The organism is Bifidobacterium sp. UTBIF-78, from assembly GCF_006408945.1.
In the GTDB taxonomy this organism is placed as follows: Bacteria; Actinomycetota; Actinomycetes; order Actinomycetales; family Bifidobacteriaceae; genus Bifidobacterium; species Bifidobacterium myosotis.
On record NZ_JFAO01000004.1, the window covers coordinates 69,810 to 93,034 of the forward strand.

At 62.1% G+C, this 23,225-nt stretch carries 15 protein-coding genes and 1 tRNA gene; 13 read left to right on the forward strand and 3 right to left on the reverse strand.

The features are described from left to right. Nucleotides 1-4 precede the first annotated feature (4 nt). Nucleotides 5-910 (reverse strand): AraC family transcriptional regulator, encoded by a 906-nt coding sequence (locus tag BG22_RS01360; protein WP_140492421.1) that lies wholly within the window; start codon nucleotides 908-910, stop codon nucleotides 5-7. Between the two features lie 405 nt (nucleotides 911-1,315). Here BG22_RS01360 and BG22_RS01365 point away from each other — a divergent pair, with 405 nt between their 5' ends. The 5 genes from BG22_RS01365 to BG22_RS01385 all read left to right on the forward strand — a co-directional run bounded on the left by BG22_RS01365 (nucleotide 1,316) and on the right by BG22_RS01385 (nucleotide 7,573). Further along, the gene (locus tag BG22_RS01365; protein WP_140492423.1) at nucleotides 1,316-2,419 is read left to right on the forward strand and encodes a phosphotransferase enzyme family protein; all 1,104 of its coding nucleotides are present in this window, start codon (nucleotides 1,316-1,318) and stop codon (nucleotides 2,417-2,419) included. Next, the gene (locus BG22_RS01370; RefSeq protein ID WP_140492425.1) at nucleotides 2,419-4,062 is read left to right on the forward strand and encodes a UDP-glucose--hexose-1-phosphate uridylyltransferase; all 1,644 of its coding nucleotides are present in this window, start codon (nucleotides 2,419-2,421) and stop codon (nucleotides 4,060-4,062) included. The genes BG22_RS01365 and BG22_RS01370 overlap by 1 nt, the downstream gene beginning before the upstream one ends. Before the next feature lie 73 nt (nucleotides 4,063-4,135). Beyond that, the gene (gene nagB, locus BG22_RS01375; RefSeq protein ID WP_140492427.1) at nucleotides 4,136-4,948 is read left to right on the forward strand and encodes a glucosamine-6-phosphate deaminase; all 813 of its coding nucleotides are present in this window, start codon (nucleotides 4,136-4,138) and stop codon (nucleotides 4,946-4,948) included. 346 nt (nucleotides 4,949-5,294) lie between these two features. Beyond that, nucleotides 5,295-6,602 (forward strand): N-acetylglucosamine-6-phosphate deacetylase, encoded by a 1,308-nt coding sequence (gene nagA / locus BG22_RS01380; RefSeq protein ID WP_140492487.1) that lies wholly within the window; start codon nucleotides 5,295-5,297, stop codon nucleotides 6,600-6,602. Nucleotides 6,603-6,670: 68 nt separating this feature from the next. Then, nucleotides 6,671-7,573 (forward strand): D-hexose-6-phosphate mutarotase, encoded by a 903-nt coding sequence (locus BG22_RS01385; protein WP_140492429.1) that lies wholly within the window; start codon nucleotides 6,671-6,673, stop codon nucleotides 7,571-7,573. 405 nt (nucleotides 7,574-7,978) lie between these two features. Here the strand turns inward: BG22_RS01385 and BG22_RS01390 are convergent, their stop codons facing one another. Next, nucleotides 7,979-9,868 (reverse strand): DUF4091 domain-containing protein, encoded by a 1,890-nt coding sequence (locus BG22_RS01390; protein WP_140492431.1) that lies wholly within the window; start codon nucleotides 9,866-9,868, stop codon nucleotides 7,979-7,981. Nucleotides 9,869-10,178: 310 nt separating this feature from the next. Between BG22_RS01390 and BG22_RS01395 the strand changes: the two genes are divergently transcribed. From BG22_RS01395 to BG22_RS01420, 6 genes are all read left to right on the forward strand, one after another. Beyond that, nucleotides 10,179-11,201, forward strand: a complete 1,023-nt coding sequence (locus BG22_RS01395) for a LacI family DNA-binding transcriptional regulator (protein WP_181163326.1) — start codon at nucleotides 10,179-10,181, stop codon at nucleotides 11,199-11,201. A 191-nt stretch (nucleotides 11,202-11,392) separates the two neighbouring features. Continuing rightward, entirely contained in the window at nucleotides 11,393-12,703 is a 1,311-nt protein-coding gene (locus BG22_RS01400; protein ID WP_140492435.1) for an ABC transporter substrate-binding protein, read from the forward strand. Nucleotides 12,704-12,720: 17 nt separating this feature from the next. Beyond that, nucleotides 12,721-13,734 carry a carbohydrate ABC transporter permease gene (locus BG22_RS01405; RefSeq protein WP_094667898.1) on the forward strand — a complete coding sequence of 338 codons (1,014 nt, stop codon included), beginning with the start codon at nucleotides 12,721-12,723 and terminating at the stop codon, nucleotides 13,732-13,734. A gap of 3 nt (nucleotides 13,735-13,737) precedes the next feature. After that, on the forward strand, nucleotides 13,738-14,655 hold the full coding sequence (locus BG22_RS01410) for a carbohydrate ABC transporter permease (RefSeq protein ID WP_140492437.1): 918 nt from the start codon (nucleotides 13,738-13,740) through the stop codon (nucleotides 14,653-14,655). Nucleotides 14,656-14,968: 313 nt separating this feature from the next. Beyond that, a complete protein-coding gene (locus BG22_RS01415; protein WP_181163327.1) occupies nucleotides 14,969-16,738 on the forward strand; it encodes a DUF4091 domain-containing protein in 1,770 nt (589 codons plus the stop codon). Between the two features lie 108 nt (nucleotides 16,739-16,846). Next, nucleotides 16,847-17,674, forward strand: a complete 828-nt coding sequence (locus BG22_RS01420; RefSeq protein ID WP_140492441.1) for an alpha/beta hydrolase — start codon at nucleotides 16,847-16,849, stop codon at nucleotides 17,672-17,674. A 387-nt stretch (nucleotides 17,675-18,061) separates the two neighbouring features. On the opposite strand, the gene BG22_RS01425 is transcribed toward BG22_RS01420, so the two are convergent. After that, nucleotides 18,062-19,606: a DUF805 domain-containing protein gene (locus BG22_RS01425; RefSeq protein ID WP_233428211.1), complete on the reverse strand. Its 1,545-nt coding sequence runs from the start codon at nucleotides 19,604-19,606 to the stop codon at nucleotides 18,062-18,064. Nucleotides 19,607-20,987: 1,381 nt separating this feature from the next. Between BG22_RS01425 and gltX the strand changes: the two genes are divergently transcribed. Beyond that, a complete protein-coding gene (gene gltX, locus BG22_RS01430) occupies nucleotides 20,988-22,508 on the forward strand; it encodes a glutamate--tRNA ligase (RefSeq protein WP_094667876.1) in 1,521 nt (506 codons plus the stop codon). A 509-nt stretch (nucleotides 22,509-23,017) separates the two neighbouring features. Then, nucleotides 23,018-23,090, forward strand: a tRNA-Glu gene (locus BG22_RS01435). Nucleotides 23,091-23,225 lie beyond the last annotated feature (135 nt).

The window sequence follows — 23,225 nt, forward strand, 5'->3', positions numbered from 1 at the left end:
TGCGTCACGCGCGGACTGGCGTTGTGCGAGACGACCTGCGCGCCGGACCGCGTGATGAGCCGCGGAACGTCAGGGGCGTGACACCGAAGCGCTTCTTGAACGACGCGCAGAAGGCGCTGGTGGAGGAGAAGCCGCAGGCGGCGCAGATCTCCTTCAGCGTCGCATCGCCGGTCACGAGCATGTACTTCGCCGCGTGCATGCGCGCGTTGACGATGTACGTGTGCGGGGTGTATCCGGTCACCTGGCGGAACACGCGGATGTAGTAGTACTCGCTCATCAGCGCCATCGCCGCGAGCTGGGCCACCGGCAGCGGCTCGTTCAGATGCGTGGCGATGTACGAGAGCGTCTCCTCGATGGCATGCTGGTTGTACGGCGCTCCGGCTCGCTGTTCGGCGTCGTCGTGCGCGGTCAGGCATTCGGTGAGGATTTCGGTGATGGCCAGCGACATGCGTGCCTCGTTCACCTTGCGCTCCTCGGCGAAGGTGTCGTAGATCATGCGGAACCGGCTGATGGCATAGGTGGCGCGCTTCAGCGTGACGACGGTGCCCAGCTCGCCGTGGATCGCCTTGAAGTAGTCGTGGGCGAGCCGCCCGTCGAAGTGCATCCATAGCAGCGTGCAGTCCGTCTCCGCCTGCGCCTGGTAGACGTTCGGTTCATGGCAGTCGAGCAGCACGAGGTCGCCGGTGTTCGCCGTGGATCGTCGGCCGTTGACGGTGAAGGTGAATGTGCCGCTGTAGACCGCCATGAGGATGAAGCTGTCGAACGAGCCACGATTGAGCCAGTAGCCCTTGAGATAGCGGTACAGGCCGATGCGCGTGGGGTAGAGGAACATGCTCAGGGCGTTGTGGCTGGGTACATACACGTAGTAATGCGATACCGCCGCATCCACATGATGCTCGACCGGTGTCATGGCTGCTCCTTTCTGGTGCCGCCCCTTGCCTCTTTTGCTGCCTTGCTCGCTTCGCTCCCCTTCGCTCCATTGCTCCCCTCGAGCATATCAAAAAATTGTCCTGATAATAATGGAAATTGTGCTGACTGGGCAGCGTAATCCAATCACATGAATCATCGAAACCCTTGTCATTCCAAGGATTTCACACTTCCGTGAGACCAAAGCGTCTTGTAGGGCCTGTGTTTGAATAGCAGTGGATGACATCCAAGGATTGTCGTAGGCGAAGAAGTCGGCGGTGGTCCTTGGCTGGGTCGCCGATCGGCCCGTTCGATTCGGACGGCCGATGCGACAGAACATAACGGAACACGGCACACACAACATACGCGGACGGCGCGGACCGCAACGCGCACACAAAGGAAGGAACCCATGGCAACCATCGATAACGAGCTCGCGGCAGTCGCCGACCTGTTCCAGCTGGAAGGCGAGGTCGAAAGCATCGAGCCGTACGGCGACGGTCATATCAACGTCACTTATCTGCTGGTCACGAACCAGCGCTGGTACATCCTGCAGAAGATGAACACGAGCATCTTCCCGGACACCAAGAACCTCATGCGCAACATCGAACTGGTCACCGCGTTCCTGCGCGAGCGCGGCCAGGAGACGCTCGACATCATTCCCACCAAGGACGGCCGCACCTACGCCGACATCGCGTCCGGCGCGTGGCGGATATACGGCTTCATCGAGCACACGGTCTACTACAGCCTCGTGCCGAATGCGGATGTGTTCCGCGAGTCCGGCGCGGCGTTCGGCGAGTTCCAGCAGACGCTCGCCGAGTTCGACGCCTCGCAGCTCACCGAGTCCATCGCCCACTTCCACGACACCCCACATCGTTTCGCCGACTTCAAGGCCGCGCTCGCCGAGGACAAGCTCGGCCGCGCCGCCACCTGCCAGCCGGAGATCGACTTCTTCCTGAAGCGCGAGAATCAGTACGCCGCGGTGACGGACGGGCTCGCCGACGGTTCCATCCCGCTGCGCGTGACCCACAACGACACCAAGCTCAACAACATCCTCATGGATGCCGAAACCGGCAAGGCCCGCGCGATCATCGACCTCGACACCATCATGCCGGGCTCCATGCTCTACGACTTCGGCGACTCCATCCGCTTCGGCGCCTCCACCGCGCTCGAGGACGAGAAGGACCTCGACAAGGTGCACTTCAGCACCGAGTACTTCCGCGCGTACGCCAAGGGTTTCATCGGTGCCGTGCACGAGAGCGTCACGCCGCGCGAGGCTGAGCTGTTCGCGTTCGCCGGCAACCTGATGACCATGGAATGCGGCATGCGCTTCCTCGCCGACTATCTGGCCGGCGACACGTACTTCGCCACCAAGTACCCCGAGCACAATCTGGTGCGCGCCCGTACGCAGATCAAGCTGGTGCAGGAGATGGAAGCCAAGGCCGGCGAGATCCGCGCCATCGTGGACGAAGTGCTGGACGGTGCCGGTGCCGGAGAAGCAGGGGAGGGGCGCTGATGACCGAGACAACCGCCGCCTCCGCTGAGGCTGTGCCCGCTGACGACCGTTCCGCGCTCACCGCCGTGTACGCTTCGATTGACGCGCTAGTTGACTTCGCCGTGCGCAACCTCGACCTCGACCCGCGCGACGCCGACTGGACGCGCAACAACATCTTCGCCTTGTTCGGGCTGGATTCCTACGGTGCCCAGTCGGGTTCGCCCGAAGTGCCCGCCTGTGAAGCCGCGCAGTCCGATTCCGCCGCCGATTCTGGTGCCGATTCCGGCACCAACCCCGATTCCAACGCCGACTTCGCCTACCCTGACGCCCTGCTGGCCGACTTCCGCGCCGCAGCCGCCGCGGCTGGGCTGTTCGAGGCGGAGGAGGGGCCGGTGTATGCGGACATCATCATGGGCCTGCTCTCCCAACGGCCCTCCTATGTGGAGGACCGGTTCACCGTCATCGAACTCAACGGGGAGACCGACGGAAAGACCGACGGGGAATCCGGCGGCATGGCTGCCATGCACTGGTTCTACCGCTACTGCGTGGCCAACAACTACGTCAAGAAGGCCGTGCTCGACAAGAACCCGCGTTTCGACTCGCACGGGCTGGTCATCACCATCAACCTCGCCAAGCCTGAATTCAAGAACATGAAGAAGGCCGCCGCCGGCAACTCGGTGGCCGGTGGATACCCGAAGTGCACGATCTGCCACGAAAACGAGGGCTTCGCCGGGCGCAACAAGCGCACGCTGCGAACCATCCCGGTCACGCTTGGCGGCGAGCCGTGGTTCTGGCAGTTCTCCCCATACGGCTACTTTCGCCAGCATGGCATCTGCGTGAACACGCAGCACACGCCGATGCATGTGGACCGCGCCACGTTTGTCCATCTGCTCGACTTCGTGGACCGTTTCCCCGGCTACTTCCTCGGCTGCAACGCCGCTTTGCCGCGCATCGGTGGCTCGGTGCTCGCCCACGACCACTATCAGGGCGGCGGCGAGCTGCTGCCGATGCATAAGGCCGCCGCGTGGGCCACGTTCGCCGTGCCCGACTTCCCGGACACCGTGGTCGAGATCCTCGACTGGCCCGGCACCGCCGTGCGCGTGGTCTCGCCATCGCGCGAGCACATCGTGGAGGTGTCCGACCGCATCCGCGAGGCATGGGTGAACTACGACGATCCGCAGCAGGGCATCGCCAGCCACGACGCGGACGGCAACCGCCAGTCGGCCCTCTCGCCGAGCGCCATCGTCACCGGCCGTGGTTACGAGATGAGCCTGATCTTCCGCAACAACGCGGTGAGTGAGGAATACCCCGAGGGCATCTTCCACGCGCATCCCGAGTTCTGGCCTATCAAGCAGGAGCCGATCGGACTCATCGAGGCGCAGGGCCTGTTCATCCTCCCCGGCCGTTTGGTCGATCAGCTTGGCAGGCTCGAGGCGGCGCTCGCGGCCGGCGAACCACTACCGGAGGATTGCGCGGAATTCCACTGCCAATGGGATGAGATTGCGGCCAAACTGGACGGCTCGCGCGACCCGGAGACGATTCATGCCGCCGTCGAGGACGAACTCGGCAGCGTGTGCGAACGTATCCTCGGCAACACCGCCGTCTTCAAGGACGAGCACACCACCGCCCAGTTCCTCAGGAACCTCGGCATGGTGCTCCGGTAATCGCAAACGTATCCCATCACATACATCAATCCACGTATTCATCAGCAGTCATCACAACGGAAAGGAATTGATTATGGCTGAAGTGATCATCGTGAAGGATCAGGAGGAGGCCGGCCAGATCTATGGTCGTGCGGTGGCTGATCTGATCAAGTCGAAGCCGGATGCGGTGTTGGGTTTGGCCACGGGTTCGAGCCCGTTGGCCGCCTACCGGGCGCTTGCGCGAATCGTGCGTGACGAGTCGATCGACGTGTCGCGTGTGCGTGGTTTCGCGTTGGACGAGTATCTGGGTCTGCCGTTGGATCATCCGCAGTCGTATCATTCGACGATTCATCGCACGGTGGTCGAGCCGTTGGGCTTGGACCCGGAGAAGGTGCATGTGCCGGGAGATATCCTGGATGGCGCCCCGTTGGAGGATGGCGAGCGGATCGCGTTGGCGGGGCCGGCCTATGATCGTGCGATCGAGGCGGCTGGCGGCATCGATGTGCAGATTCTGGGCATCGGCACGGACGGGCATATCGGGTTCAACGAGCCGGGCTCGTCGTTGGCGTCGGGCACGCGTGTGAAGACTTTGGCGGAGCAGACGCGCATCGACAACGCTCGTTTCTTCGATGATGACATCAGCCAGGTGCCGACGCATTGCATCACGCAGGGCATCGGCACGGTGTTGAAGGCTCGTCATCTGGTGCTGCTGGCGTTCGGTTCGGGCAAGGCGGAGGCGATTGAGGAGACGGTGGAGGGCGGCGTGTCGGCGTTCTGCCCGGCGTCCGCGTTGCAGCTGCATCCGCATGCGACGATCATCGTGGACGAGGAGGCGGCCTCGCGTCTGCGTCACAAGGACTACTACCGGTACGCGTACGCGCACAAGCCGGCCTGGCAGGGCATCTGACCGGTCGGGATGCCTGCCGGTGTGCCCCCGCAGCCGGTTTTCGACCGTGAAACGGCTGCGGGGGCACACCGTGTTTTCGGGGTGATTCGGCGGTCGGACGCTGTTTCGGCGGAATTCCGCGGTTTTGTGGATTCCGGCGTGTTGCCCCCGTAGCCGGTTTTCCGGCGTGTATCGGTTCCGGGGGCACACGTTGCGCCCCCGCAGCGGTTTTGGGGTCGAAAACGGGCTGCGGTGGCACGCGGTGGCTGCGGTGGCGCGTGATAATGGTCTCGTGTGCCGGGATCGTGGGTTGCGGGACTGGTGGGGCGGCCCGATCGGGCGGCATGGATGTGAAGGAGCATGGCGTATGACGGTTGAGGATAGGCGGGCGGTCGTCGCCCGGGTGACGACGGCGTTGGAGGGCGCGGCCAAGCCGGTCGCGATTCGTGGGGCGCGCAAGGTGGATGCGCGTGGCGTGCGTTCGGGCTGGTGGGTCGTGTCGGACGCGCGTGGCGTGATCGTCGCCTCGGGTGCGGCGGGCGCGGATGGTTCGGGCGAGGAGGCGTTCGAGCATGCGTGCCGTTCGGCGGGCATCGATCCGGCCGCGCATGGTGCGGTGATCGACGCGGGCGGCCGTATCCTGACGCCCGGCTACGTGGACATCCATGCGCACGGCGCGTGGGAGCGGAGCTTCGACGACGGGCCGGAGGGCATCGACGTGGCGCGTGCCGGACACGCTGTGCACGGCACCACGCGTCAGGTGCTGTCCCTGATCACGAACCCGGTGGACGTGATGTGCCGCAACATCCGCGTGGTGCGCGAGCGGATGGCCACGGGCCGGCCGGACATCCTCGGCTGCCATCTGGAGGGCCCGTTCCTGGCCTTGGCCCGCAAGGGCGCGCACGACCCGGCCTGCCTGAGGGACCCGGTCCCGGAGCTCGTGGACGCGCTGCTGGACGCGTCGGGCGCCGACCCCGCGGCCGGCCGTCTGGGCTGCATCCGGCAGATCACCATCGCCCCCGAGTACGAGCACGGGCTCGACGCGATCGTCCGGTTCGCGGCCGCGGGCGTGGCGCCGGCGGTGGGCCACTGCGACGCGGACTACGCGGCCGCGAAGGCCGGTTTCGACGCGGGCGCGCGCATCATGACCCACATGTTCAACGCGATGAACGGGCTCAGGCACCGCGAACCGGGGCCGATCCCGGCCGCGGTCGAGGACCCGCGCGTCACGATCGAGCTGATCAACGACGGCTTCCATGTGCAGGATCCGATGGTCCGGCTCGGTTTCGGGCTGGCGCCCCACCGCGTCGCGTTCGTCACGGACGCGATGGCCGCGACCGGATGCCCGGATGGCGCGTACAAGCTCGGCGAACTCGACGTGAACGTGGTCGACGGGCACGCGCGCCTGGTTTCCAACGGCGCGATCGCCGGCTCCACGCTCACCTTGGAGGTCGCGGTCCGACGCGCGGTCAACGAACTCGGGTTCGCGCCCGCCGACGCCGTCGAGGCCGCCACTCTGACCCCGGCCCGCGCGTTCGGCTTCGACCGGCCCAACCCCGTCACCGGCGCCCCGCTCGGCCTGATCGCCCCCGGATACGCCGCCGACCTCAACCTCCTCGACCCCACCGACTGGACCGTCCAACACGTCTGGTGCGCCGGACGACAACTCAGGTAACGGTTCAGGTACCTGTTTAGGCACCGGTAATCCATCCGCCAAGTCCACGTTTGCTTTCCGAGGTCAACATGCATGATTTCGTCATCCGCACCCTGTCCAACGCCGGCGGCACTGCGGCCATCAGCGATTACGGCACCCATCTCCTGCGGTGGGCGCCTGCCGGCCAGCCGGACGTCATATGGACGCCGTCCACTTGGCGCTTCGAGAATGGTCGTCCCCTTGGCGGAGGCGTACCCATCTGCTTCCCGTGGTTCGGCCCCGGATATGCGCATGGCCGTCAGACCGCGAAAAGCTCGATCCACGGGTTCGCCCGGCGCTCGTGGTGGCGCCTCGATTCTGACTCGTCCGCCGGAGGTCAGTCTGTTGGAGACCAGTCCGCCGGCAGCTGCATACGGTATGTGCTGGAGCCTGCCGATGCGCCGGCCGGTGAGGTTCCATGGCTGGATGACGAACCGAATCCACGATTCCGCGCCGTCTACGACGTGACGTTGCAAGCCCGCTCGCTCACGATGGCCCTGACCGTCGCCAACACCGGAGAGGCGCCGCTCACCTTCGAGGCCGCGCTGCACTCGTACCTGCATGTCGGTGACCTTGACGGAGCTCGACTGCGCGGACTCGAAGGCAGCACGTATCTGGATGCCACAATCGCCGGTTTCCCGCCGAAAACGCAGGCCGACGAGGACGTGACGTTTGGCGATTCAGCCGTCGATCGCGTCTATTACTCGGATCGTCCGCTGGAACTGCACGACGCTGTACTCGGCCGGACCATCCGAATCGACAAGTCCGGCTCCCCTCAGACCGTGGTGTGGAATCCCGGCAGGACGGGCGGCGAGGCGCTCGCCAACACCCGTCCCGGTGCCGGCGAATGGCGCGGTTTCGTGGCCGTCGAGGCCGCCATCTGCCGCGACAAGGCCGTCACCCTCGCCCCCGACGCCTCCCACACCCTCGCCCAGACCCTGACCGTGGCATGAGTGGCAGCGCTACCTTTCGGTCGCAGTCATCAGCAATGTTGCGGCATGCTCTCGAAGCCACTGACGCAGATACGGGATGGTGTAGTCCACATATCTGTATGAGGATGCATAAATAAAACCTTTTCTATCTTTGTATATCTTTTTCTAAGTTTTCATATCTTGGGAATGGGGCGCATCTCGAGGGCGCCTACAGCTCCTGTGGGGCACGGTTTTCTGCCTCATGTTCTCTGCCTCATTGCAGTGCGATATGAGGCAGAAAACATGACGGTGATGCAGAAAGTGGCGGCGCGGCTGTGCCGTCGCACGGTGCCGGTGCTGCCGAGCTGGCTTTGTTTATCCTTTCATATCCTTTTTAATCCTTTTCTAAGTTCAGTAGGCCAGAACCGATGGGTGTTGCAACCGGTGCTATTCAGCCAACGCTCCGAGCAGTTGCCGGTATATGCAGTCGAACGTCGCTTCGTCGTCGCTGTAGTCGGTGTTGGAACGGAAGACTTGGGCGATAAGCCGATTGTGCAGCTCCGGATTGCGTTCCCGCAACTGGCGTAACAGTTCCAGATCTTCGGTGCCACGGCGTTCGGCCTCCAGCCGCATGCTCAGCCATGGCCCGTCATTGCCTGGGTACACGATGAATGCGTCGCCGCACGGGAAGTTCGTGCCGAGTCCGGTCGGATTATGACAGCTCGTTGCCTGGAACGGATTCATCCCCTCGGGGAACTGGTTGAATCCCCAGTGCAGGAATCCGGAGAGACGATTGCGTTCGAATCCCCAGAACAACAGCCGTGAATGGATGACCTTCTGATCAAGGAACCGGTTGAGCCAGTGGCCTTCCGGCTCACAGCACACGTAGTTCCACACCTTATCTCCCAGGTCGCGCATACGCTCGAATGAGCGTTGTTCGGCTTCGTAACCGCTGGTGGTCGGAATCCAGACGTCGAGCCCACCGCGGAAGGAGTCCGTTTTGATTGCTTCCAGCACCCGCGCATTGGGAAGATGTTTTTTCAGCATCGCCACGGCCATGTAGTACTGCCTGCGTCGTGCGGCAAGCGCGTCCTCGCTGGGGCAGTGCACGTCGGGCTCGTCGTGGATGTGCACCAGAACATGACGCTGCCAGCCGTGTCGTTGCAGGAACGCCGCAAGTGCGGTCAGGTAGGCGGTGGTGATGTCATATCCCTGTGTCGATTCGAACGGCACGTCAGGCGCCATCGCACAGGTGAAGGCATCGGTGAGCATATTCGGCATGCCATCCGGTTTGAATCCGCGCGACAGCAGCGGGCCGATTTCCAGAGTGGTCATGCCCGCCGCGAAGAACCGTTCGATGATCGGGGTTAGATATTCGAAATCGAAGGTGTACGGTTCGCGACTTGTCACGCATGTCTGGTCAATCTCGATGAAGAACGTGTCCTGCCGGGTGCGGCGCATGGCTTCAATGTATTGGTCGAGCACTTCCAGGAATCGCGGTGAGCCCATGTCCGCGTGATGCATCCGCGAGATTGCTGGCAATGAGAACCAGTTGGAAACGTGGAATTGTTCGGGTGGGATGATGACGTTTACCACGGTGATGTCCAAGGCGATGGACCACGGGTCGTTATTTTGCGCGCTCGTTTCGACGGTCAGCTCCAGACGATATCGCCCGGGTGTGATGCCGGGATTCGGCTGCAGTGTAAGGTAGAGGGCGGCGCGGTCGTCGATGATGGGAACTGTGACGGTGTGCATGGACTGTGCCGTCGCGTTTGGGGTCGCATGCACGTTTTGGTCTGTTCGGACGGATGACAGTATTGGCGTGGCCTTGGAGTCTTGATCGGATAGGCCGGCTCGTCTATCGTCGCTGTCGTGCGGCCGCCGGGATTCGCGGCCGTTTCCGTCCGCCGACGTAATCGGTTGAAGGCAGTCGTACACCTTGAACGGGGCCTTTCGGATGGCGTATTCCGGTCTGGCGTCGGGCAGTGTCACCATGTCGCCGCCTTGGGTCTGTCCGTCGCCGGTGTTGTATTCGACCGGCACCGCAATCATGTGGAACCATTCGACGGAGAACCCCTCGCCGGTGAGTTGGAAACGGACTGTATCGCCGTGCCGATCAGGGGTTTCCGCTCCAGCTGGGTCTCCGGTTTCACGATGATTGTCGGCATGGGCGCGATTTTCGACATCATGTGGTTTATCGACCGCGACGACGACTTGCACCCCGGGCCTTCCGTTCAGGGCGGTGGTGATGTCGATGTGCGTGGGTAGCGTTCCGGGCTCTTGATCCGGAAACAGAAATTCCTCGTATGCGGTGGCATACCCCGTGGGCTGTGCCATGATGATGCTCCTTTGTGGCGTGGCCGACCGATTGCCGTGGCGGTGCAAGATCGGCGGTGATATTGCTGCCCATAAAATGATGACGTCATCATAACTATAGTCCTAGTTTGACGAGAACAACAGGGCGTCGCGTGTTTGCGCGCTTTGCTATAGTTTGATGTTGACGTCATCAGATTTTCTTGTGAGTCGTCGCCACCGGTGGCGACGACGCCATGTGCGGCGTGCCGGTCTGCGGAATCGAGGGGTCGCAGTCTCGGTGGATAGTGGTCTGATAGACAGCGTAATAAGCGGCGATCAAGGAGTGCGAGACATGTCGGGGTCCGTCAAGAAGACCGTGTCCATCATCGATGTGGCCAAGTTGGCCGGGGTTTCGCAGCAGACGGTCTCGCGTGTGGCCAACGGCAGCGATTTGGTCAAGGAGACTACTCGGCGCAAGGTCCGTGCTGCGATGAAGGAGCTTGGATATACGCCGAATCTGCAGGCGCGCGCGTTGCGTGTCGGGCGCTCGAAAATGATTGGCATGATCGTCAAGTTCTACCGCAACAACGATTTAGCTGATGTGCTGGAGGGCGTCTCCAGGCAGGTTTCCAAGCTGGGCTATGGCATCATGATGATTCCTGTGGACAACGACGCATCCGAAACGCTGTCCGGGAACGCGCGGTACATTTTGAGTCTCAACCTGGACGGCATGATCGTTTTCTCGGACGATGACATATCGGATGAGTCCGCCGAGGAACTGTCGCATATTCCCACGGTGGTGATGGGCGCATTGACGCGATTCCCGGCCTGGTGGTCGTACGTGGACATGCTTGAGGGGCGCATCAGCGAACTGGTGGTGGATCACCTGCTTTCGCTGGGGCATCGCACGGTCTGCCATATTGCGGGCCCGCTCTCGTTCCCTGCGTCTGCACGCCGCGTGGAGGCGTGGCGCGCCGCGCTCGAGAGGCATGGCGCGCCGGTGCCGCAGTATGTGGAATCGGAGGATTGGACGCCGGACGAGGGGTATCGAGCCGCGGTGCGGCTGCTGGATATGTATCCGGACTGCACTGCGGTGTTCGCGTCGGACGACGCCATCGCCAGCGGTGCCATGAAGGCGTGCCGCGAGCGTGGGCTTGAGATTTCGCGTGACGTGTCCATCGTCGGTGTGGATGACGTGCTGGGGTACTTCGTGCCCGACAACGTGCTGACGTCCGTGCGCAGGGATTTCGTGGCTGCCGGCTCCGGGGCCGTGCGTCTGCTGCTGTCGATGATGAAGGATGCCGACAAGCGCGGCAGCAGGCTGGAGGTGGTGCCCGAGCTGGTCATGCACGGCTCGACGGCGAAATACCGCTGAATGCATGCTCGGACCGAGTGCAGGGCGATTGCGTAACAAAAAATGATGACGTCAACACGCCAGAATGTTGACGTCATCAAAAAATGCTCGTACAATGACAATCGTTGTTCATATTGCGATGATGACGTCGCCATAATGATTCCTCTCAACATCGAGAGGGAATCGTGAACAGGAAGAGAAAGGACCTTCCCATGAACATCAACAAATCGATGAAGTCGGCGGCCGCCCTAGCGGTGGCGGCATCCATGCTCGTGGTCACTGCATGCGGTTCGACCTCCGGTTCTGGTTCCGGTGATGCCGCGGCTCCCGCAGATGGCAAGGTAAAACTAACCTTCACCGGCTGGGTGCCTGGCATCGAGGAGGCCGTGGATCTGTGGAACAAGGAGAACCCGGACATCCAGGTCGAGTTCAAGCGCATCGCTAGCGACGCCCGCAAGAACTACTCCACGCAAATCGATGCCGGCACGTCCGGGGACATCCTGCAGATGCCGGCCTTCGACATGGTCGATTATGTGATCGATGGCCAGATTCAGGACATCAGCCAGTATGTTTCCGACGACAAGGACCTGTTCACCGACGGTGCATGGTCCACGGCGGTGCTCGGAGACGGCATTTACGGTGTCCCGCAGGACTCCGCTCCCACCGCGTTCATGTACCGTAAGGATATCTTCGAGAAGTACGGCGTCGAGGTACCGAAGACGTGGGATGAGTACCTGGATGCGGCCCGCAAGCTGCACGCAGCGGATCCGAACGTATATATCGCGGCGTTCACTCCCAACGACACCGCTCCGTTTGAGACCGACTTCCTGCAGTACGGAGGTTCATGGTTCAAGACCGATGGTGACTCTTGGAAGGTGACGCTGGACAGCGAGGCGAACCAGAAGGTCGCCGAACGCTACCAGACCCTGCTTGATGAAGGACTGGTCAAACCGGTCGAGATCTTCACGCCGGAGTTCTGGACCGCGGTCAACAACGGAGAAATCGCATCCTTCAATTACCTCGCTTGGTTCACCACGATTCTCAAAGAGAATGCGCCCGACCTGTCCGGCAAGTGGGCCATCTCCCAAGCCATCTCCGATGACGGCAACGGTCCCTGGAGCGACGATGGTGGTGGCATCAACGTGGTGACCAAGAACTGCAAGTACCCGGAGCAGGCCGCCAAGTTCATCGTGTGGCTCAATTCCGACCCCGATTCACTCGAAGTGCTGATCGGCAAGGGAGGCCTGTTCCCCGCCGCCAAGGCCGGATTCGAGAGCGAAGCCATGTCGGCCCCGAGCGACTACTTCTCCGGCCAGCCCATCTATGACGAATTCATCAAGTCCGCGAATAACCTGAACTCCGACGGTGGCATCAATGGTCCGGCCATCACCGCTGGTCAAACGGCCCTGCAGGAGGAGTTCGCCAAGGTTGTCAATGGCGATGAGACCTTCAAGGAAGCCCTGACCAACGCCGCTGCGAAGCTGAAGAAGGCCGCGGCCGACAAGGGCCTGAACGTGAAGTGATCGCCATGACGTCCGCGATGTCCGTTCGTAGTGCGGCCGACGGTGAACAAACCGCCGCCGGCCGCACGGCCTCTGCGAAGACCGTATCCCGTGGTGCCGTCCCCAGCGCCACGGCCGGTCATTCCAAGCGCATCGCCCGTGCCGGCAAGCGCGGGCCTAGCGCCGTCCCGTACTTCTTCGTGGGTCCATTCGTCGTAGCCTTTGTGGTGTTCATTTTGGTGCCGCTCGGTATGGCCATTTGGGATTCGTTGTTCGCTGTCAAACGTTCCGGACTCGGCTTCGGCGGAGGTGGTCGTGAAGCCCGGTTCGTGGGACTGAACAACTACATCGAGGCATTGCATAATCAGGCATTCATGTCCGGCTTCGGCCGCATGCTGCTGTTCGGTGTGGTGCAGGTGCCGGTTATGCTCGGTCTGTCCCTGCTGTTTGCGCTGCTGATCGATTCTTCGCTGGTCAGATTCAAGAAGACCGCGCAGGTCATGGTGTTCCTGCCTTACGCGGTGCCCAGCGTGGTGGCCGCCCTGCTCTGGGGCTTTTTGTACCAGCCGGGCGTGAGCCCCATCGTCAAAGGGCTGAAGGCCATCGGCGTCAACGCTGATTTTCTGGCCCCCGGCACGGTGCTCTGGTCCGCGGCCAACATCACCACATGGGTGTACGTCGGCGTGAACATGGTGATCATCTTCTCGTCCCTGCAATCCATCCCGCATGATTTGTATGAAGCCGCCCGCATCGATGGCGCCAGCGAGTTCCGCATCGCCTGGTCCATCAAAATCCCCATGGTGCTGCCGTCGCTGCTGGTGACGCTGTTCATGTCCATCGTCGGCACAATCCAGCTGTTCAACGAACCGACGGTGCTACGAAGCATCACGGCCAATGTCAGTAGTGACTTCACACCGATGATGAGTGTTCTCAACACCACAATGACGATGAAGAATCAGAATATGGGATCTGCCATGTCCATCATCGTGGCGGTGGTTGCGTTCGTGTTGTCGGCGCTGGTGGCTCTTGCCCAGCGCAGGAAGAAGGACTGAATCATGAGTGCGACAGTGAGTTCCGCCAAGTTCGGACGAAATGCCGTGCACGGGGTTCCGCGTCAGGGGCAACGTATCGCGTTGTCGCCTTGGTGGGCGCGCATGCTGACGTTGCTGCTGTTCGCCGCTGCCTTCGTCTATTTCGTGGTGCCGGTGATTTGGCTGTTCATCGCGTCGACGAAAAACGCCGGCGACCTGTATACCACGCCCAGCTTCTCCTTCGCGAGGTTCCGCCTGTTTGAGAATCTCAAGGAGGTGTTCACCTATAACGATGGCATCTTCTTGCGATGGATTGGCAACTCGGTGCTGTATTCGGTGGTCGGCTCGTTGCTTACCGTGCTGGTGAGTGCCATGTGCGGCTACGGTCTTGCGGTATATCGATTCCGCGGGCGGGGCATCGTGCTCGGGGCCGTTACGTTAAGCTTCCTCGTGCCGATGGCCGCTCTCACCCAGCCGCAGTACCTGCTGCTGGTGAAGATGGGACTAAGCAATAATGTGCTGGCCGTGCTGTTGCCCGCTCTGGTGTACCCGTTCGGCGTGATGCTGTCCTGGATTACCGCTCAGTCCTCGGTCCCGATGGAGATCATCGAGGCCGCCCGCGTGGACGGCTGCGGCGAGATTGGCATCTTCTTCCGGATCGCTGTGCCGATGATGCGCGTCGGACTCACCACGGTGTTCCTGTTCGCGTTCACCGCCAGCTGGAACAACTACATGCTGCCGTTGATGATTCTCAACGATCCGAAGATGTTCCCGGTGACCGTTGGCTTGGTCGATTGGAGCAACCAGGCCAAATCCGTGGCCCAGTTGGGCACGCTGTCGCTGGTCGGCGCGTTCGTCTCCCTGATTCCGTTGGTGGCCATCTTCATGCTCACCCAGCGGTACTGGAAGTCGGGCCTCGCCTCCGGCGCGGTCAAGATGTGACACTTGGCGGCGCGGATTCACCGATACCCTTGCCTTCGCCGCGTCGCCATCCTTTTTCTCGGGCCGTGGGCATCGAACCTTCCCAAGCCCTTGCGGTTAAGAATGCCCGAGACGAGATACAGACTTGCGTGGCGGTGTGAATTAATCTCCTATTCCTCATTCACATCGCCACGCATCTTTATGTTTGCTAACGGCACTTGCACCTTTCCGCTTCGACGGACTTGACAAAACAACAAGGCCGATTGCCATCTGAAAGAAAGGAACATACCTCATGGTTGTATACAACGTTATACCCATTCATTCGCTGGAGAAGGTGTTCCCGGACGGCGACCCGGCGTCCGTGCGAATCGATATGGTGACCGGCCTTGCAGGGGAGACGGTCTCCTTCCAGCTCGCCTATCGGGTCGAGGATACGGTGGATGCGGGTGCCGCCAAGGTCGCCAAGGGCATGGACGGACATTCGAGTGGCCGTGTCTGCGGCGATGACGAGCGGCCGGCGCTCGCAGAAAGTACTGTGAACGATACCTGCGTCAACCAATTCGTCACCCGCGTGACGGTTTCCGGCCTGCTCTCAGCGCACGCCCGTGTGCGTGCGGTGCGGCTGGTGCATGCGGATTTCGTGGCCTATCCCGGTACCGTCGATGGCGCTTACATATCCGACCGTTCCGGTTCATACCCAGATTTACTGCAGGACACCGATGGGTGGGTGGCTTTTATGCCAGGACAGTGGCGTTCGCTGTGGGTGGATGTGGAACTGCCTGCGATTGAGGAAACTGATGAGGAGATGGAAGAGCGGACGAGCACGCTGGAATTCGTCTTCACCCGTCGCGACGGTGCTGAAGTGGCGCGTGCATCCGTCGAGATTCACCGCATCCCCGCGCAACTGCCCGAGCTGACGTTGCAGCATACCGAATGGCTGCATGCCGATTGTCTGGCGCAATGGTATGGCGTACCGGTCTGGAGCGATGAGCACTGGACCATTGTGGAGCGGTTCGTGCGGGCGGCAGTCAAGCGCGGAGTCACCATGATGTACACCCCGTTGTTCACTCCGCCGCTGGATACGGTGGTCGGCGGCGAACGGTTGACCACGCAGCTCATTGGCGTCACTCGTGAGCGGGGCGTATGGAGCTTTGATTTTGCCCGGCTTGAGCGGTGGGTGGCAATGTGCCGGGCAGCGGGCGTCAGACAATTCGAGATGAGTCATCTGTTTACGCAGTGGGGTGCGGCGCATTGTCCGAAGGTCATTGCTCGGGTGGATGGCGTCGAACGTAAGTTGTTCGGTTGGTCGGCCTCCGCCACCGACCCGGCCGATGGATATCCTGACTTCCTTGCCGCGTTCCTGCCGGAACTGGATCGCGAGCTGCGCCGCTTGGGCATTGCCGGGGATACGGTGTTCCATGTCTCCGATGAGCCGGTCTCCGACAATCTCGACTCGTATCTGGCGGCGAAGGCAGTGGTCGTGCCATATCTCAAGGATTACCGGATCATGGATGCGGTGAGTCACGTCGAATTCTACAAAAGTGGCGCCTGCGAGCATCCCATTCCGGCGGACGATGCCATCGAGCCGTTTGTACGAGCTGGTGTGAAGGGCCTGTGGACCTACTACTGCTGCTCGCAGACCACGGATGTGCCCAACCGGTTTATGGCGATGCCGTCCTATCGCAACCGCATACTCGGTTTCCTGCTGTATGTCTACGATTTGGCCGGGTTCCTGCATTGGGGACTTAACTTCTACAATTCTCAATATTCCATGAGGCCAATCAACCCGTACACCGAGGCGGGCACACCGGAGGGGTTCGCTGCGGGCGACGCCTTCCTGCTGTATCCGGGCCCGAAGGGTGTGCCTGAGGAATCCGTTCGCATCATGGTGCTTGAGGAGGCGATGAACGACCTGCGCGCATGCCGACTGTTGGAATCGTTGGCGGGGCGAGACCGCGTGCTGACGCTGCTGCGGGATGGATTGGATCGTCCTCTGACATTCGCGGATTACCCGCATGATGCACAGTGGTTGCTTGCACGTAGGGCAGCGATCAATAACGCGATTCATACGCTGTCCGACCATGCATTGCGGGTCGCGGCGTAGACATATGGACGTGGTCGGCTGGGGGTTCCGCCGTCAGTCGACTCGCGGAACGGTTACGATGATGGCGAGAAGGGGAATACGTTCCTGATCGAGGGTGAGGAGGGAGTCATGCAGTACATCGAGCGGACGATCGCCGGCATTGACGGCAGCGAGGCGCGGTTCATCGGATATGTGGCGGACAACAGTCCGGAAATGGACCCGGCGCGGCGCCGCACGTCCATTCTGATTCTGCCCGGCGGCGGGTACGCGATGACCTCCGACCGTGAGTCCGAGCCGGTGGCCCTGCGGTTCCTTGGCCGGGGATTCAACGTGTTCGTACTGCGGTATTCGGTCCGGCCCAGTCGGTATCCGGTGGCGCTGGTCGAGGCGGGTGAGGCGATGCGGCTCATCCGCGCCCATGCCGACGAATGGCATGTGGACCCGCAGCGTGTGGCGGTGCTGGGCTTTTCGGCCGGCGGTCATCTGGCGGCGAATCTCGCCACCACGGCCGGCGATGAGGATCTCCATGCGCACGGTCTGAACCCGGATGAGGTGCGGCCGGATGCGCTGATGCTGGCCTATCCGGTGGTCACTTCCGGTCCGTTGGCTCATCGCGGCAGCTTCCGTTGTCTGCTGGGCGAACGGGCGGACGATGAGGAGCTGCTGGAGCGTCTGTCCATCGAACGGCACATCGACGCCAAGACGCCGCCGGTGTTCGTCTGGCACACTATGACGGATACCAGCGTGCCGGTGGAGAACACGCTCATGCTCATTGGGGCCTGCCGCGACGCCGACGTGAGCGTTGAGGCGCACCTCTTCCCCGAAGGTAGTCACGGCCTGTCGCTGGGCGACGAGGAGACGGCCGGTGCCAGCAGGTACGCCCACGTCGTCGAATGCGTGCAAAGCTGGCCGCAACTGGCTGAGGCTTGGTTGCGCCGCACCTTTGCGGCTTCGTGACCGTTGCTCTGTGCGCTGTTGCTCTGTGCGCTGTTGCTCTGTGTGCTGTTGCTCTGTGCGCTGTTGCTCTGTGCGCCGTTGTTCTGTGCGCCGGACCATACCGGTCCTGACTTGCGGTGGACTGGAGACATGAGCCGCCGATTCGCCATCAAGCACAACTGGCATTGACCAGTGGTGATGGGCCTACGCTGACCGGCTGGCGTGTCCTGTGCTTGTGTGTGTCGTGAGCGTGGATTGACGTTGCGGTTTTTGCAGAATCTCATGCCGCTGCTCATGCCGCTGAGATGGATATGCAATTGGGGTCTGTACCTGCGATTGATGCACTGATACAGACCCCAATTGTTGTTTGTTGCTTATTGTTGTGCGACGGTGTTTGGCGGTCCGCCGTTATTGGCCCTGCCACGGCTTCTGGGCGGCGTTGTCATCCTCGGGGGAGACCGGCGCATGCGGGGACAGCACGGTCTCGTCGCTGACCGGTTCCTCGGCCGGTGCTGCGGAAGGACTGTACGTCGCGGAGGCCGGAACCGTCGGAGTCGCGGTGGATTGCGGCGTTACCGATGCCGGGACCGTCGGGGCCGGCGGGACAGGCTGGCCGTATTCCGGCAGCGGGGCGGACGATGCGTCCGGAGTGCCTGACCCGAACGGAACGGACGGCGTCGCGGACGGCGAGACCGGTGCGGCGTTCTGCCCATATGCGGGAGTCGAGAAGGGCTGCTGGCCGTATGCCGGGGCCGGGGTCTCCGGTGCCGTCGGTGCGCCAGTCGGCGCGGCGTCGAACGGGCTCGGCGCGGTCGGCTGGCTGTATGCGGAGGCCGTCGAACCGTAGTTCGGGTCATATCCGTTGTTCGGCGTTGAGGTCGGGGCCGCGTAAGGAGCCGCGGCTGCCGGCTGGCCGTACGCGGGGGCAGCGGGAGCGCCGAACGCGGCATTGCCGGCGCCGGGCTGCGCGTCGAAGCGCGCGCCTTCCGGCTTGCTCGGCAGGCACATGAACACGAGGAGCACGATGCTGGCAATCATGATCGCCAGCCACCCGATCACCATGATGCCGAATCCTCCTGCGGCGGCCGCTCCATAGACGTTGTTGTAGTCGCCGTGCGAGAAGCCGAGGAAGCCGCCGAACAGCGCGGCACCGCCGCCCGCGATCATGAGGATGACGCCGATGACCATGACACCGTAGAGCGCGGCAAGCCACCAACCGGATTTGTTGATGTCGTGCAGACGTCGTACGGACACCGCGAGTCCCGGTATGAAGACCGCCAGACTCCAGATGCCGGTCAGGAAAGCGAGCTTGTCATCCGAGACATCGGCGATGATGCCCAGAACGATGTTGATGCCCAGGGCGGCCAAGGTCCACCACCAGTATTCGCTGCGGGAGGCGCGGCCGGTGAACACCACGTACTTCTTCCAGAAGCGCAGGAACGCCTCCGGGAACGGACAGCCGTAGTAGGGCTGGTCCAGTGGGATGACGCCGGTCGTCATGCCGGCGGATGGCGCGGCGAACTGGGAGTACTGGTTGTAGGACGGCGGGGCCTGATTGTAGATGTTCTGGTTGCCGTACGGATTCTGTCCGTCGTACGGATTGCCTCCTGCTGCCGGGCCGTACGGTGCGGACGGAGTGGGCGGTACGGGGGTCGCCGGAGTCGTCGATGCCGGAGCGCCATACTGCGGTTGACCGGCGGGCGCCTGCGGGTCTGTGGGGGCGCCGTATTGCGGCGCATACGCATACTGCTGGTTCTGGGCCGCGTATGGATCACCGTTCTGTCCCTGGGCCTGACCGTAGGATGGTGCTGAGCCGTAGCTTGGGTAGGTGCTCGGATAAGCCGGGTTTTGTGCGTTCGTGCTTGGATTATTTGATGCGTTCGGTGCTGCGCCGTTGGGAGCCGCGGGCAGCGGCACGTTCGGGATGTTCGGCGCATTGTTGGGATCAGTCATTGATTCCCCTTTCATCAGGACTGTGTCGTCCTGCTCCATTCTTCCAGCTTTTTCACCAAAACCCAACATATGCAGTGAATATCGTCTGAATATTGCCGGGGATTCGCCTGTGCTGGTGTCGGGTAGGGCTGTCGCCGGGTAGGGCTGGTGCCGGGCAGGGCTGGTGCTCGGCGTCCGCCATAGACGTCGTCTGGGTTCGTCTGTATGGGCGGGGCCGATAACGGCTCGCCTGATGAATTCCACCGAGATTTGTGCGTTATTCGCGCAATCGTTATCAAAACGATACAGAATGAGACGTACCAATGATGCTTATTGTGACTGTTTGCGCTAACATCAATCTTATATGCGCACGGTCGCGGAGACGGGGCCGAGGAAGCCGATGATGCTTTCGGCGCAGACCGATAGAGAACAACGATGTAGTAAGGAACGACGATGAACATGAACCTTGACACCAACACCGAGCGACACGACTCCCGCGAAGACGATTCCCAGGCTCAGGATTGGGCCGTCCTGTTCGCCGGGCTGGCCTGCTGACAATTGCTTCGGTGTGGGAGAGCCAAGGTCTGGCTTTTTGGCGACGCTGAGGGCGTCAGCGGTGCCGGCGAGCCAGTGCGTGGCTATTTGGTGATTCTGGGATGATATTTGGCGTTGCCGTTTGGCCATGGAATGGCTTGTTGACGCCACTGAGTGAGTGAGCGGCGTTGTGAGGCCATCCGGTGGCTATTTGGCGATGCGTAGAACATGATTTTCGGCGTAGAAGAGCCAGGGTCTGGCTTTTTGGCGACGCTAAGCGAGTTAGCGGTGCCAAAGAGCCAGCTGCTGGCTCGTTGGCGATAGCGGATTGAGAGTCAGCGCGTTCATCCGGCCATACGTTGGCTTGGCTGCGACGGTGCTGTGGCATATTTGCGGAGCGGGAATTGAGAAATCGGTGCCCGCCGTTTGCGGAATGTGCTGCCCGTGAATCCACGGCGGCTCCAACAATGGCGGTGACACCGGCGACAGTGTTCCGCGGCGGCTCCGGCAAGTTCCGGCGGCAGTGGTGGCGACGATGGTGGCATGCGGCAAGGGCATGGCATTCAACTCCGCCATGCAGCCAAACGGAGGTCCGGTCGCCTTAGGCTACATGCCCGCGGGATCGGCTTGCATTCGGTGTGGGATTCCGGTCGTCCCGTGTATGAGAGGGCTGAGACGACGGCGCCATTACCATCGGCAACATCCAGGTCATTCCGTGTATGGGGAGGGTTGAGAGAAGGTGTCTCGCCCCCTCGCCCCCTCGCCTCTCGCCCTTGCATCCCCAGAAAACGGCTCCACCAAGCCGTTTCCCGGCCATCGCAACGGATTGGCGGAATTCTGCCCAAGGGCAGTTCTAAAGTGGGTGCTTATGACTGATGCTGAAAACACCAAACCCGAACTCCCCGCGAACGTTCGCGTCCGCTTCTGCCCGTCGCCGACCGGCACCCCGCATGTGGGCATGGTCCGCACCGCACTGTTCAACTGGGCCGAGGCCCGCGCCACCGGCGGCAAGCTGATCTTCCGTATCGAGGACACCGACGCCGCCCGCGACTCCGAGGAAAGCTACAACCAGATCCTCGAGGCCCTGCGCTGGCTCGGCATCGACTGGGACGAGGGCATCGACGTGGGCGGCCCCCATGGCCCGTACCGCCAGTCCGAGCGCACCGACATCTACAAGGACGTTGCCGCCAAGCTGCTCGAGGCCGGCTACGCCTACGAGTCCTTCTCCACCCCGGAGGAAATCAAGGAGCGCAACATCGCCGCCGGACGCCCGGCCGAGTTCGGCTACGACGGCTACGACCGTGACCTCACCGAGGAGCAGAAGGCCGCCTTCCGCGCCGAGGGCCGCAAGCCTGCGCTGCGTATCCGCATGCCCGACGAGGACATCGCTTTTGACGACCTCATCCGTGGCCGCATCGAATTCAAGGCCGGTTCCGTGCCGGACTACGTGATCGTGCGCCCGAACGGCGACGCCCTGTACACGCTCACCAATCCGGTGGACGACGCGATGATGGACATCAACGTGGTGCTGCGCGGCGAGGACCTGCTCAGCTCCACCCCGCGCCAGATCGTGCTTTACCGTTACCTCGAGGCGCTCGGCATCGCCAAGACCACCCCGCTGTTCGGCCACATGCCGTACGTGATGGGCCAGGGCAACAAGAAGCTCTCCAAGCGCGATCCGGAATCCAACCTGTTCAACCACCGCGACGCCGGCTTCATCCGCGAGGGCCTGCTCAACTACCTGGCCCTGCTCGGCTGGTCCATCGCTCCGGACCGCGACGTGTTCACGATGGATGAGATGATCGCCAAGTTCGACGTGCGCGACGTCAAGGCCAACCCGGCCCGCTTCGACCTTGACAAGGCCATCTCCATCAACGCCGAGCACATCCGTATGCTTGACCCGGCCGACTTCCTGCGCCGTTCCGTGCCGTACCTCAAGCGCGACGGCGTGGTCTCCGCCGACGACTGGGACGCCCTGACCGCCCGTGAGCAGGAGATTCTGACCGCCGCCGCACCGCTGGTCCAGCCGCGTGTACGTCTGCTGGGCGAGGTGGCCGGCATGGTCGGGTCGCTCCTCTCCACCGAGGAATATCTGGAACCCGCCGACGATGCCCGCAAGCAGCTCAAGGACTCCGCCGGCGAAGTGCTCGACGCCGCCATCGCCGCGCTCGAAGGCGTGGACGAGGCCGACTGGAAGACCGACCACCTGCACGAAACGCTGAACAAGGCCTTGGTGGAGGACGGTGGCTACAAGCCGCGTCTCGCCTTCGGCCCGGTTCGTGTGGCCATGTCTGGCCGTCGCGTCTCCCCGCCGCTGTTCGAGTCGATGGAGATTGTGGGCAAGCCGCTCACTGTCGCACGTCTCAAGGGACTGCGCGCTCATCTGTGAGCCTCATCCTGGCTCCCTCAGAGGAGGGAAGCTGGAATCCGGTAAGTACGATGGGCTTCCGCCTGCCCTTGGCTACCCTCTGCGAGGGGCTGTCGGGCGAAAGCTGACTGATGGGAGTTAAAGGCGGGCATCCGTATGATTGCGGATGCCCGCCTTTAGCATATTCGAAGTACCGCCTCTGTCTCCCTACCCCTACTGTTCGAAGCGACGAACGCATGCATTCGTTTGGTGGATTTGACGTTCATTTGGTAGGTGACCCGTCGTGTCAGCCGTTGATATGGCGGGTTTCCGCGGGTGTCTCTCGGGCGCTACCTACCAGAGGAGTGACTAATCAACCTAATGAATGACCTGACATGATTGAAGGGCGATTGTGCTGTGAAGTGCCATGCGTTGCACGCCTTGTCAACTGAGCAATCACAATGTGACACGCCGTAGTTGACGGCTGTGGACGGTTCCCGTATATTATTCAGTCGTTGCGGTTCGCGTCGCGGCCAGTGAAAACTGAATATGCCCCCATCGTCTAGCGGTCTAGGACTACGCCCTCTCACGGCGCCAACACCGGTTCAAATCCGGTTGGGGGTACGACTGAAGACCCCGGTTCCTCCGGGGTCTTTTTGTTTTTCCGCCGGCATAAGGTTATAGGAATTTTGCGGTGCTCTTGGTTCGGGCTATAGGAACTTTTGCAGCGCCGGGGTCACTGCACCTGATTGGCGGAAA

Bases quoted from the DNA above. Each gene is read 5' to 3' on its own strand.
- BG22_RS01360 (WP_140492421.1), bottom strand. From the start codon at position 910: ATGACACCGGTCGAGCATCATGTGGATGCGGCGGTATCGCATTACTAC.
- BG22_RS01365 (WP_140492423.1), top strand. From the start codon at position 1,316: ATGGCAACCATCGATAACGAGCTCGCGGCAGTCGCCGACCTGTTCCAG.
- BG22_RS01370 (WP_140492425.1), top strand. From the start codon at position 2,419: ATGACCGAGACAACCGCCGCCTCCGCTGAGGCTGTGCCCGCTGACGAC.
- nagB (WP_140492427.1), top strand. From the start codon at position 4,136: ATGGCTGAAGTGATCATCGTGAAGGATCAGGAGGAGGCCGGCCAGATC.
- nagA (WP_140492487.1), top strand. From the start codon at position 5,295: ATGACGGTTGAGGATAGGCGGGCGGTCGTCGCCCGGGTGACGACGGCG.
- BG22_RS01385 (WP_140492429.1), top strand. From the start codon at position 6,671: ATGCATGATTTCGTCATCCGCACCCTGTCCAACGCCGGCGGCACTGCG.
- BG22_RS01390 (WP_140492431.1), bottom strand. From the start codon at position 9,868: ATGGCACAGCCCACGGGGTATGCCACCGCATACGAGGAATTTCTGTTT.
- BG22_RS01395 (WP_181163326.1), top strand. From the start codon at position 10,179: ATGTCGGGGTCCGTCAAGAAGACCGTGTCCATCATCGATGTGGCCAAG.
- BG22_RS01400 (WP_140492435.1), top strand. From the start codon at position 11,393: ATGAACATCAACAAATCGATGAAGTCGGCGGCCGCCCTAGCGGTGGCG.
- BG22_RS01405 (WP_094667898.1), top strand. From the start codon at position 12,721: ATGTCCGTTCGTAGTGCGGCCGACGGTGAACAAACCGCCGCCGGCCGC.
- BG22_RS01410 (WP_140492437.1), top strand. From the start codon at position 13,738: ATGAGTGCGACAGTGAGTTCCGCCAAGTTCGGACGAAATGCCGTGCAC.
- BG22_RS01420 (WP_140492441.1), top strand. From the start codon at position 16,847: ATGCAGTACATCGAGCGGACGATCGCCGGCATTGACGGCAGCGAGGCG.
- BG22_RS01425 (WP_233428211.1), bottom strand. From the start codon at position 19,606: ATGACTGATCCCAACAATGCGCCGAACATCCCGAACGTGCCGCTGCCC.
- gltX (WP_094667876.1), top strand. From the start codon at position 20,988: ATGACTGATGCTGAAAACACCAAACCCGAACTCCCCGCGAACGTTCGC.